Below are 12,228 nucleotides of genomic sequence, written 5' to 3'. Positions count from 1 at the left end.
TCTACGTCCGAAGCTAAATCGGTGGTAAACTTTAATCGACCGGTTGATATTACCGATCGTATATTTGTAATTTTACAAGAATTTAGATAGATCCAATCCCCGCTTAGTTGAGCTAGCTTTTAGCTGTTTTATGAATTTGCTATTTTTATGGCAATTCTATAGACTATCTAGTATATACATCTCATCTTTCTTCAGGACTACTTAATTTTCAACAGCCAGATGACTGAATATGTTCTATTGATGTATAAGGTTGAGTTTTTTTAGATTAGACTCTACTGAGAACAAGCACCATGTTCGTAGTAATCCAGCTAAATAATCATTGACATTTGACCTGCTTTTTGGCGATGATGGCAATATATGTTTGTTCGATAAACCACCGAATAAATATCACTAATAGCCAGTGATCTTAATCACAGCACAAATTTTATTTAACCTTATATAATTTACATTCGGAGAGATCGCATGACCGATCGACAAACATCTGACATCACAAGTAGTGCGCGGCAGACAGAAGATATCAGAGCCAGAAATCTATCAATTCGGTGGTGGACGCTAATTAATGGTCTAAAGTCGCTTTTTTTAGTCGGACTAGATGCTTCCATGCTATTTGCGTCATGGACAATCGCAGATCGCTTGGGCACGCCGACGGCTGGGGTGCATATTACTAACTCCATGATTCCGATTCTGGCAGTTGGGATCGGCACTCTGGCTGCTTCAGGATTTTATGGGACTGACGACAAACTGCATAGATTTGCCAACTTATTCAAATCTCTAGCACTGGCTCAACTGATCGAATTCATTGCAGCTTTTTTCTATCAACCTGGAATTTGGGTGTCGCGCTCGGTGTTTGCGATCGCATTGATCCTCAACTTTCTGTCAATTAGTGGTGCGAGATTTTTATTCGATCTATTTATCATTCAGATTCGCAAGCGCAATCCAATTTTCCAACAAGCAATTGTGCTGGTGGGAAATCAAATGGATATCGAGCATGTTAGGAAACTACTGAAGCGATCTCGACAATTTAGAATTGATAGCATTATTGACTTATCCATTTGGGACATCCAGCGGCAATTAGATGAGATTATCGACCAGATAAAATCTCGTAAAATTAGCGAAGTATTTATTTGTTCGCCACAGTTAATCGATAATCAAATCATTCTGTTTTGGAACTTAAAAGCAGCCGGAATCCATCTCAGAATGGTACCGACCGAAATCCAATTGCCAGAAAGATCTGCTGAGACTAAAATGATCGAAGAGATTCCCACTGTGCGGTTCAAATCTCTGCCAATTTTTGGGTTTAATTTTTGGTTGAAAAGAGTCCTCGATCTGATTGCTGCATCCGCAATCTTGTTAGTAATATCGCCGATCCTCTTGCTTGTGGCGTTCCTGATCAAAAAAACATCTTCTGGACCAATTTTTTATAAGCAATATCGGGTTGGTCTAAAAGGTCGTCGCTTCCAAGTCTGGAAGTTTCGGACGATGGTAGAAAATGCAACCGAACTCCAAAAAGAACTAGAACAGCAAAATGAAGTTAAGGGGGGAGTACTGTTTAAGATCAAAGACGACCCTCGCATCACCAGCATTGGCAAATTTCTGCGCGACTATAGCATCGATGAATTACCACAGTTGATCAATGTATTGCAAGGTGAAATGAGTTTAGTTGGGCCGCGTCCGCTACCAATTAGAGACTACGAATTATCGATTCAAAATATCGAACAATTTTCTAGAGATCGATTTCTGCGCTATGAAGTTCTACCAGGGATTACGGGGTTGTGGCAAGTCAAAGGGCGTGCTACTATTGACTCTGATGAAATTTTTTACTGGGACATGGTCTATATCCTCCAATGGTCGCTAACATTGGATTTAAAAATCTTGCTCCAAACAATCAAAGTAGTCTTATTTAAAGAGGGATCTTATTAATAAAGATAGCTTTTTTATAGCTATCGAGACTAAATCAGTTTGATTACTAATGAACCAATTAATCACGGAGACTAAACATAATTCACTCGACTCAACGGGTGAATCGTTCGGGTACTGGCAGCAGAAACTGGTAAAAAGTCCGCCATCACTACATTTACTGACAGACAAACCACGCGGACTGGCAATTACTTTTAGCACAGAAAATCAAAATATCTACTTGCCCAAAAAGTTACTGGAGTCACTCAAGACAATAGCTGAAGATCGGCAAGTAGATTTGGTTGTGTGACTACTAGCCGCATTCAAAGTTTTGATGTATCGTTCTGTCGATCTGTAGATCGACAGGATATATTGGTTAGTCCGCTAGTTTACTAGCAAGAATGAAATTAAATCTCTAGTAGTCTGCGGTGCAAATCACGGGGCAAGGCTTGCTACCGGATCGATAAATATTAAATTAATTAAATAAAATTCGTAAATTCTTTTGTATCAGAGCTAAAACCAATGCTAGAAAATCAAAATAATTCACTCGAACAATCTATTGAATTAGTTAGTTATTGGCAGCAGCAACTATCTGGAAGTCCACTATTACTGGAATTGCCCACAGACAAACCTCGCCAATCGTCAATAACTTTTAAAACTCAAACTCAAACTATAGTCTTGTCTGACAAATCGATCGAGTCTCTCCAGATCGTTGCTCGGGATCGAGATGTCGAAATATTCACAGTTCTATTGGCAGTATTCAAAGTTTTAATTTATCGTTATTCAGATCGGCAAGATATCCCGATCGGTTCGCCAATTGTCAGCCAAAATGAAGCGACAGTTGATGGATTGGGTGGTTGTGGTTTTGACAATATAGTTTTACGGACTGACTTGTCAGGCAATCCTACTTTCTTGGAAGTATTACAACGCATTAAGAAAGTAGTTGCAGATGCACGAGCACATCAGAATTTATCATTCGATCGATTGCTAGAAGCATTAGAGATAGAACGTTCGCCCAGCTATCATCCCTTATTTCAAGTCATGTTTAGCTTGGAACAAACCAAAGTAGACTTGACGGTCGTCCCCGTGCCATCCGAGCAAATTGACACTATTGAGAACCTCGATTTAGACCAGTCTGTGGCGATCGATATTCCAGATCGGCAATCGAGTTCTCTCGATTTAGCTCTTAGATTGGCAGAGACAGATGCCGGAATCTCTGGTCATTTTGAATATTCTACAGACTTATTTGCGGTAGAGACGATCGAACGGATGGTGATGCATTTCCAGACATTGCTCGAAAGCATCATCGCCAACCCAGCCCAACGAATCGATGAATTACCGTTGCTGACAGCAGCAGAGCGACAACAATTGCTAGTGGCATGGAATCAGACTCAGGCAGACTATCCGAATCTGTGCATCCATCAGCTTTTTGAAGCACAGGTAGAACGCACCCCCAACAACATCGCGGTCATATTTGAAGACCAACAACTCACCTATCGAGAGTTGAATAGTCAAGCCAATCAATTAGCACACTACCTCCGATCTCTAGGAGTCGGATCTGGTGTTTTAGTTGGACTTTATGTCGAAAGATCCTTAGCCATGGTCGTAGGCATCTGGGGCATCCTCAAAGCAGGTGGAGCCTATGTACCATTAGATCCGGCCTATCCACAAGACCGTGTAGCCTATATTCTGGCAGATTCTGACGCAAAAGTCCTCATTGCAGATCCCCAATTATTAGCCTCTTTGCCCAGGCATCAAGCCGAAGTCGTTTCCTTTGTGACAAATAAAGAGCTAATCGAGCAACAACCACGATCGAATCCGATCGCTGATACTCAACCAGATAACTTAGCCTATGTTATCTATACATCTGGCTCCACCGGAAATCCCAAAGGAGTGGAAGTTTGTCATTCTTCTCAAGCAAACTTATTAAATTATCTTCAGCATTCTCCAGGCTTGACTAGTGCAGATACTTTATTGGCAGTAACCACGATCTGTTTTGACACCTCAACTGCCGATATGTTTCTACCATTAGTCGTTGGGGCGAAAATCGTTTTAGTCAGTAGTGAAGTTGCTGCTGATGGTTTCCAGTTGTTAGCCAAATTGACCGATTCGGGGGCAACATTTCTCCAGGCAACTCCTGTCAGTTTTAGGTTATTACTGGCGGCTGGGTGGCAAGGTAGCCCCCATCTACGGGTGGTTTCGACTGGTGAGGCTTTATCCCGCAATCTGGCGGATTTATTGCTAGACAGGGTTGCCGAATTGTGGGACTTATATGGTCCGACTGAAACCACTGTGTGGTCTACTGGTTCTAAGATTAACGGTCTGCGTCGAAGTGCTGATTTTCAAGGTGCGCTGGAGCTAATTGGTAGACCGATTGCCAATACTCAGGCTTATATTCTCGATCGCTATCTCCAGCCCGTCCCGATTGGGATTCGTGGGGAGTTGCATATCGGTGGCGATTGCTTGGCGAAGGGCTATCTCCATCGTCCCGAGTTAACGGCTGAAAAATTCATTGCGAATCCTTTTAGCGATGCTCCCAATGCACGTCTGTATAAAACTGGCGATCTGGCGCGGTATTTACCTGATGGCAATATTGAGTACATCGGTCGGATCGATAATCAAATTAAAATTCGCGGGTTCCGAATTGAATTAGGTGAAATTGAAGGGTTACTCGTCAAACATCCTGGGGTGAAGGAAGTTACTGTTGTCGTGCGTGAAGATATCCCTGACGATCGTCGTTTGGTTGCTTATATTGTCGCCAATTCTCTTTCGGAGAGACTACGCCAACCGGATCGATCGCCCACGATCTCCGATCTACGTGAATTCCTCGCCAGTAAGCTGCCACACTATATGGTGCCAACAGCGTTTGTCTTCCTCGATCTGCTCCCACTCACACCCAACGGTAAAATCGATCGCCGCGCGTTACCCATCCCTATTTATACTCGTCAATTAGAAGGGGAATTTGTAGCCTCTCAAGATGAAGTAGAACTGCAACTGACCAAAATCTGGAAACAGGTGCTGGGGATCGAGCAGATCGGCATCGAGGACAACTTTTTTGAGCTAGGCGGTCATTCCCTGTTGGCGGTGCGGGCGATCTCAGCAGTCGAAAAGATCTGGCATCAAAAACTTCCCTTGGCGACTTTTCTCGCTGCACCAACAATTCGGGAGTTTGCGAACGTAATTCGGCAAGAGCGAGGATCGACAGCTTGGTCATCGCTGGTGTCGATCGAATCGCGCGGCTCGAGACCACCATTATTTTGCATCCATCCAGTTGGTGGCAATGTTTTGGAGTATTATCCCCTCTCTACATATCTCGGACTGGAGCAACCGATGTATGGACTACAATCGCCAGGATTGGATGGGGTGGCAGCTCCCCTCACTCGAATTGAAGAGATGGCAGATCTCTACATCCAGGAGATCCAACGCCTTCAACCCCAGGGACCTTATCTACTATTAGGTTATTCTTTTGGTGGCTTGGTCGCTTTTGAGATCGCCCGAAAACTCGATCTTCAGGGTCAAAAAATCGGTTTATTGGCATTGCTAGATAATGAGGCTCCCAATTTACCGGAAATTCGACCATCATTGCTGAAATCTGTGGAAATTCATGTCCGAAATCTCCAACGACTGACGATCTCCGAAAAATTCAAGTATGTTAAAGATCGATTCATGTTTCGGATTATCTACAAAAATAGTGAAGAAAAATTTCTCCTCGATAATTGGGTCGAACCTCTGCCTCCTGAATACTTACAAGTCCTAGAAGCTAATTTTCAAGCTGGTCGAGACTATACCGGAAAATTTTATCCAGGGAAAGTTACCCTCTTTCGCTCTTATGTCCAATCTGTAAACAAAGCTCTACTCCCCGATTTGGGTTGGGGCCATTTGGTCGGCGGAGGTGTCGAGGTTTGCGATCTACCTGGAAATCACAATAATTTGTTGAAGGAGCCGTATATTAAAATTCTCGCTCTAAAGCTGAAGCTGTATCTGGAACGAGTTAGCTAATCGTTTGCCTAATACTAATTTTACCTGAAAAATTGATACCCGACTAATTTAGTCGGGTATGTTTGACGACTCGATCGAGTCGTGATATCGTTGTTCTCAACAAGTACGGATATCTAATCACACAGCGACATCCCACCATGACCCAAGCAACCTTAAACAGCAACAGAACTACTGCCGCAAAAGGACTCGCCTGCAAAGAGTGCGGTACAGAGTACGAACTCAAAGCTACCCACATTTGCGAACTCTGCTTCGGGCCATTGGAAGTCCAGTATGATTATGACTATCTCCGCACAAAAGTAACTCGCGAAAGCATTAAAGCTGGCCCTAACTCAATTTGGCGATACAAAGATTTACTCCCAGTCCCCGACGAGCATATTGTTGATGTCGGTACGGGAATGACTCCACTGCTTAAAGCAAATCGGTTGGCACGTCGCTTAGGTTTAAAAAATCTCTATATCAAAAATGATGCTGTCAACATGCCCACCTTGAGCTTCAAGGATAGAGTGGTATCGGTGGCACTTTCCAAAGCCAAGGAATTTGGCTTCTCAACGATCTCTTGTGCTAGTACTGGTAACTTAGCCAATTCTACTGCAGCGATCGCCGCTCATGCTGGTTTGGACTGCTGTGTCTTTATTCCCGCCGACTTAGAAGCAGGTAAAGTATTAGGCACGGTGATTTACGGCCCAACAGTAATGGCGGTACAAGGTAACTACGACCAAGTGAATCGCTTGTGTTGTGAAGTTGCTAATACATACGGTTGGGGATTCGTGAATATCAATCTTCGTCCCTACTACTCCGAAGGCTCCAAGACGCTAGGTTATGAAGTTGCCGAACAGTTAGGCTGGGAATTGCCCGACCATATCGTTGCACCATTAGCTTCTGGTTCGCTCTTTACCAAAATTCATAAAGGTTTCCAAGAATTTGCCAAACTTGGTTTGGTTGAAGACAAGCAAGTCCGGTTTAGCGGAGCGCAGGCTGAAGGCTGTTCGCCCATCGCGCAGGCATATGCTGAAGGTCGTGATTTCGTCGTTCCCGTCAAGCCTAACACGATCGCTAAATCGATTGCGATCGGCAACCCAGCCGATGGTATTTATGCCCTAGAACTTGCCCGCAAAACTAACGGAAATATCGAATCTGTTACCGATGCCGAAATTATCGAAGGGATGAAACTCTTAGCTGAAACCGAAGGGATCTTCACCGAAACTGCTGGTGGTACCACTATCGCCGTCCTCAAAAAACTAGTTGAAGCAGGTAAAATCAATCCTGACGAAACTACCGTTGTCTACATCACTGGAAACGGCTTAAAAACCCAAGAATCTATCCAAGGCTATGTCAACGAGCCTTTTGAGATCGAAGCAAAATTAGACAGCTTTGAACGCGCCCTAGAACGCTCTCAGACCCTGAACCGCCTCGACTGGGAACAAACATTAGTTTAGGGAATAGGGAATAGGAATTAACAAAAATACCGATCTCTTACTCCTATCCCCATTCTTATCCCCTCTCCCCTCTCCCCTCTCCCCTATTCTGAAATGACCGTCAAAGTTCTCGTCCCCACTGCACTGCAAAAATTCACTAGCGATAGAGCTACCATTGAATGTGAAGGTAATAGTATCGCTGAGTTGCTAGATGCACTCGAAGTTAGTTGTCCTGGAGTGAAAGCTCGATTGTGTGATGACAACGGTCAATTACGGCGATTTCTGAATTTCTATGTCAATGATGAAGATATTCGCTTCCTGGATGGTACTAATACACCTCTTGCCGATGGCGATCAAGTCAGTATCGTTCCGGCTGTAGCTGGCGGTTAGACTAGTTAAGATGTCTAAATACTTCATGGAAAGTTCGAGTCCGCGCAGCATCGCGGACTTTGTATTTGTAGGCTGGTTGGTTATTGATTAGCAGCAACCAATTTGTCTAAAACCTAAAGCCTAAAACCTAAATTAGTAACTTTTGAGAGTGCTAGCAATCACCAGCCAAATTGGTGAAGATTGGATTGCAGCGATAACTACCAGCCAATAACAGGCAATGTCATCACGGGCACCAAGTTTATAAACACTAATAGTCACAATTACAAGGGCGATCGAGTACAAACCCACTGCTAAATTATAAGTTGTTGTTGCCCGTTTAGTGGGTTTTAGTTTAAACGGGCCAACTTCACGGGGGTCATTTTCCCAAAAACCCAGCCAGACTAAGGCAATAGCCGATATCGTACAAATTGCTAGTTGAATGCCTCTCACATTACTATGCTCCGTAAGTTCGAGCAGTAGAGCTGCGATGGTGGCAATTAAACTACCTTTTTTATCATAAACACTGTTGGCAATCACCCAATCCTTAAACTGTCTTCTACTATAGCCACCTTCCTGAAAATGGCGCATATAGCATAATAGCCGACGGCTAAAAAACATAATCGCCGCCGCAGAAGTTATAGATAGAGATAGAGCTGTGATCATTAAGATTGAGATTTAGCTGCTTCGAGATCGTCAGTTGATGCTCCCTCCCCGACTGTCTTGTCTCTCTTCTCTTGAAAAGGTGCTCTTCTTGGGCTTCACCTTTGGACGGGTTCCCCACTGGACAGGTCTCCCCCCCAGTTGTCAAAAAAGGTGAGACAGCCGCGTTTTGATGTCTAGGGTTCCCCCCGAATCAGAAAACGACAAGACAGGGGAAACCCCAAGACCACTGGGCGGGGCACCCGACCAGCAGCACTTTCCGAAACCCGACCGGAGAGAGCCGCTTCTTCAACAAGTCGGGGATAAGTCCTACATTTCAGAAATTAGAAACTAAACGTAGTTCTTACCGCACCAATTACCGCGCTGCTGCTATTAGCATCTTGATTGGGTGCTGTCAGATAGATAATCCCTGGCGTGATGCTGAGATTGTCACTAACTTTAATCTGATAAAATCCCTCGATATGCAATCCAGACTTAGTATCAGTAGTGCCGTCGCCAGAAGAAGTTACCCGTGGTTCTTGCCCGACTAACAATCCAGCTAAATTGCCTTTTGCACCAAAATCTGGTGCAGCCGCCGTTAATGCCCAGTTCCAGATCTGCCTGTCACCACCAGTCGCTTGATTTTGGGTGTAGCCAGCCCAACCACCAAGAGCGAACTCAGGAGTCAATTGAAAGGAACCTTGCAATCCAAAGTTATTACTAATCCCGCCCAAATTGGCATTGAGGCTACCCGTACCAGGATCTGAATTAAGAGTCCGAGTATAAGTTACCCCAACTTTAGAATTTTCGCCTGTCTTGAAGGTGAGTTGCGCCAGCGCACCATAACCACCACCAAATAATCCATTCCCTAACGCAGGATCGTTGCCACTGCGAGCTAAGTAACCCAAACTGAGTTCGGTGGTATCGCCTAACTTGTGGCGAATTCCGGCTCCAGCACCTTGAACGGTGTAGTAAATCGAAGGACGATTTCCGAAAGCCGAAATCGAGCCACTAGCACCGTCGCCATCGAAATAAGGATTGATAGTATCGGTAAAGTCATCTGATGCCCCAGCATTTGCTGCAACTACCACTTGTGTTTGAGGGGAGAGGGGAAACTCATATTTAAGTGCATCGATGCCGATGCTACTAGTTGTTGTGCCGTCTGTCCAGGATAGGCTCCCTTCAGGGGTTGCAACCGCCGCAGTGCCTGGTTTAGGGTTTTGGTTGGATAAGCCCAATCCTACAGCTTGGAGCCGAGTGGTGAGAGTACCGCCATTGATATCGGTTTTGAGTTCGAGCCGACTCCGATGTCCGAAAGCCGTATTTCGCGAGTAATCACCGCCAATAGTTCCAGTTGCGCCAAAAATTACTTGCCCTTGTAGCTTGGTGTTCAATGAGAACTGATTGGGAGCTGGAGTTGTTGCGGCTGGGGGTGTGGGTTCTGGTGCTTTGGGTGCTTCAACTGGTGGTGCAACTGGCGGTGGTGGAGTTACGTCAGGTAGTGCGGGGGGTGCTGGCGGTGTTGGTGGTGCTGGAGGTGGTGTTGTTTGAGTGAGATCTGTTGGTGATGTGGTGACAGCATCTGTCCTTGGAGCTGCGGTAGCAGTTGTTTTTGCTTTTTGCTTGACTCTTTTCTTGATGCGTTTCTTCTTTCTGAGGGCGATTAGTTGGTTCGGACTGTGTTGAGCCACTGTTGGGTGAGCAGAATTGGCTCCAGTCAGAATGGAGTCAGCAGCTTGGGCACCAGAGATCGGTAATAATGTAGCCAGTATGCACCATGCGGTCATCGATAGCCAGTTGAGTTGTCGGTTCAAAATATCTGCTCCTGTAAATGAGTTAAAAGTTAAAAGAGATGGAGAATTGCACTCTGATTATTTGTTAAAATTAGCTGAAATCACGCAACATTTTCTTGATTTCAATGTTATGTAATTCTTCGGTACCAATCATCGTGCGAGCGAACTCTTCGAGATAAACACTTGCATCCTCAACAATATCGAGGAGTTTTTTGTACATTTGCAATGCGTTTCTTTCATGAGCCAAACTCTCTTCTAAGATGTCTCTCACAGAGTGTTTATAACTTTCCTCCATTGGAGCAATTTGGAGGGACGGATGACCCTCTAAGCCCGTCAGAATTTCACCAACTTGCTGGGCATGAAGGAGTGATTCTGTGGCTTGGGCTTTAAAGAAATCGACGATCGGAATCCGGTTTGGGCCAGTTACCATCAGGGCGTAATGTGTATACCGAACCACTCCAGCCAATTCAAATTCCATCAGGGAACGGAGGACATCGATCGCTTTTTCTTGGTCTAGATCTTGCATGATAGAAGAGTCGAATTTTAGAGAGGAATAGAGGTGGAAATTTGATTTTGTTGTAAATAAGCACCAATTTTTGCGATTAAATTGGTGCTGCTTAGTTTTGGCTGCGAAACGATCGGGAAATGTTTGGCTAAAATTGCTTGCATTTGACTGGACTGGACTTGGCGGTAGTGCGTTTTTCCTGGTAGTATGGCTCCGGCTGGACTGGTGACGATCGCGTGTGGAGCGGCTTTACATTGATGGAGACATTTTACCGATTCAATTTGCACTGCTGCGTTGAGATCGTGTCGATCGACATATGCTGCCATCAATCTACATATCTTATCGCTTCCACGTCGCCGACAAGTCGAACCCTGACAAACCTGAATTTTGGTTGGCTTGACGGGGCTACCGTCAATTTTTGACGGTGATGGCGATCCACTGGGGCGATTGTTGACAGGGGCGATACACGGTAGAGTCAATAACTGTTTGACTTTGATTTTTGTCTTGCCAGTGGATCGACAGATCTGCTCCTGCGTCAACAATGCCAACCAGATTCCTGGTTGCCAATCTTGAATTTGTGGACGGAGACTTTTCGCAACCTTGATTAAATGCTCCCCATTCATGGTGGCTAATTTGATATAGCGGTGCGGAGTTCGATCGTCTCCCCAACCCAGAAAGCTACCTGTCAATGGTCGAATCAGTTTTTCCTGCCGATTACTCATGATGACTTTATCAAATGTATAACTGTAACCTTTGCCACACGGCGCATCCCCAGATCGAACTGAGTCACAATCCTCAAGGCGATCGCCTCGATCGTTACTGCCAGTAATTCTTATTATTTTTACTAATCGTAGTAGTTAATTATGTTCAATAAAATATCTCAAATTTGTCACCCCGACTCCCAGATCGATTTCATTATGTGCAGTTGTTCGGCTTGGTATAGATAGCTAAGTAGAATCATCGCGATCGACCCTATCTCAATACCTTTCCAAAACATGGTTAGGAACAGGGCTGACATAATTTTTTAGTAAGGATATTCACTAGTATTCCCCAAATACTATATAGGATCGAGAAACAAATGACAACTATTAGCAATTAAATAAAAAAATTTAGGGTAGGGGCAATTTATTAATTACCCCTACCCTAAACTTTGAGGAGAAATTTCAAATCGTCAAGATCGACCCAATCCAGTCAGAATATAGGATTTAACTGACGAGATTTGATTGAGATCGTCTACCAATACTACTTTGGGTTGGTGATTTTCGGCTTCGACCCGATCGAATTGGGCATACGTCATGATAATCAATTTATCGCCCTTGACACCCAGTCTAGCTGCTGCACCATTTAACTCGATCGAGCCAGAACCAGGTGGAGCTGCAATCGCATAGGTAATAAATCTTTCGCCATTATTTACATTGACTACCTGGACTTGTTCGTAAGGCATGATGTCTACCGCCATCAGTAAAAGCTCGTCAATACTAATGCTCCCCATATATTGCAGGTTAGCATCTGTAATCGTACAACTGTGAATTTTTGCTGCCAATAACGTGCGGTGCATTTTGGGGGTGTGGGGGTGTGGAGGTGTGGTGGTGTGGGGGTGTGGGGGTGTGGG

At 44.5% G+C, this 12,228-nt stretch carries 10 protein-coding genes; 5 read left to right on the top strand and 5 right to left on the bottom strand.

The window, feature by feature from the left end:
* The first annotated feature begins 462 nt into the window (after positions 1–462).
* From RMO55_RS01775 to RMO55_RS01755, 5 genes are all read left to right on the top strand, one after another.
* Entirely contained in the window at positions 463–1,920 is a 1,458-nt protein-coding gene (locus RMO55_RS01775) for a sugar transferase (RefSeq protein ID WP_310422574.1), read from the top strand.
* 49 nt (positions 1,921–1,969) lie between these two features.
* Positions 1,970–2,206: a hypothetical protein gene (locus RMO55_RS01770; protein ID WP_310422571.1), complete on the top strand. Its 237-nt coding sequence runs from the start codon at positions 1,970–1,972 to the stop codon at positions 2,204–2,206.
* 212 nt (positions 2,207–2,418) lie between these two features.
* Positions 2,419–5,895, top strand: coding sequence for an amino acid adenylation domain-containing protein (locus tag RMO55_RS01765; protein WP_310422568.1), 3,477 nt, complete (start codon positions 2,419–2,421; stop codon positions 5,893–5,895).
* A gap of 137 nt (positions 5,896–6,032) precedes the next feature.
* Positions 6,033–7,331: a threonine synthase gene (gene thrC / locus RMO55_RS01760; RefSeq protein WP_310422565.1), complete on the top strand. Its 1,299-nt coding sequence runs from the start codon at positions 6,033–6,035 to the stop codon at positions 7,329–7,331.
* Between the two features lie 93 nt (positions 7,332–7,424).
* Complete coding sequence (locus tag RMO55_RS01755) at positions 7,425–7,700, top strand: MoaD/ThiS family protein (RefSeq protein ID WP_310422562.1); 276 nt, start codon at positions 7,425–7,427, stop codon at positions 7,698–7,700.
* Positions 7,701–7,832: 132 nt separating this feature from the next.
* Here RMO55_RS01755 and RMO55_RS01750 read toward each other — a convergent pair whose 3' ends face one another.
* The 5 genes from RMO55_RS01750 to panD form a co-directional block, all read right to left on the bottom strand.
* On the bottom strand, positions 7,833–8,342 hold the full coding sequence (locus tag RMO55_RS01750) for a hypothetical protein (RefSeq protein WP_310422560.1): 510 nt from the start codon (positions 8,340–8,342) through the stop codon (positions 7,833–7,835).
* Positions 8,343–8,662: 320 nt separating this feature from the next.
* Positions 8,663–10,105 carry an iron uptake porin gene (locus RMO55_RS01745; RefSeq protein WP_310422557.1) on the bottom strand — a complete coding sequence of 481 codons (1,443 nt, stop codon included), beginning with the start codon at positions 10,103–10,105 and terminating at the stop codon, positions 8,663–8,665.
* A 97-nt stretch (positions 10,106–10,202) separates the two neighbouring features.
* Positions 10,203–10,637, bottom strand: a complete 435-nt coding sequence (locus tag RMO55_RS01740; RefSeq protein WP_310422554.1) for a ferritin-like domain-containing protein — start codon at positions 10,635–10,637, stop codon at positions 10,203–10,205.
* Between the two features lie 17 nt (positions 10,638–10,654).
* Positions 10,655–11,338 carry a (2Fe-2S) ferredoxin domain-containing protein gene (locus tag RMO55_RS01735; protein WP_310422550.1) on the bottom strand — a complete coding sequence of 228 codons (684 nt, stop codon included), beginning with the start codon at positions 11,336–11,338 and terminating at the stop codon, positions 10,655–10,657.
* A 449-nt stretch (positions 11,339–11,787) separates the two neighbouring features.
* On the bottom strand, positions 11,788–12,174 hold the full coding sequence (gene panD, locus RMO55_RS01730) for an aspartate 1-decarboxylase (RefSeq protein ID WP_310422675.1): 387 nt from the start codon (positions 12,172–12,174) through the stop codon (positions 11,788–11,790).
* Positions 12,175–12,228: the final 54 nt, after the last annotated feature.

This window comes from Chamaesiphon sp. VAR_48_metabat_135_sub (assembly GCF_031418915.1).
GTDB lineage: Bacteria > Cyanobacteriota > Cyanobacteriia > Cyanobacteriales > Chamaesiphonaceae > Chamaesiphon.
The sequence above is the reverse complement of the archived record's forward strand: the minus strand, read 5'-3'. Positions and strand labels throughout refer to the sequence as shown.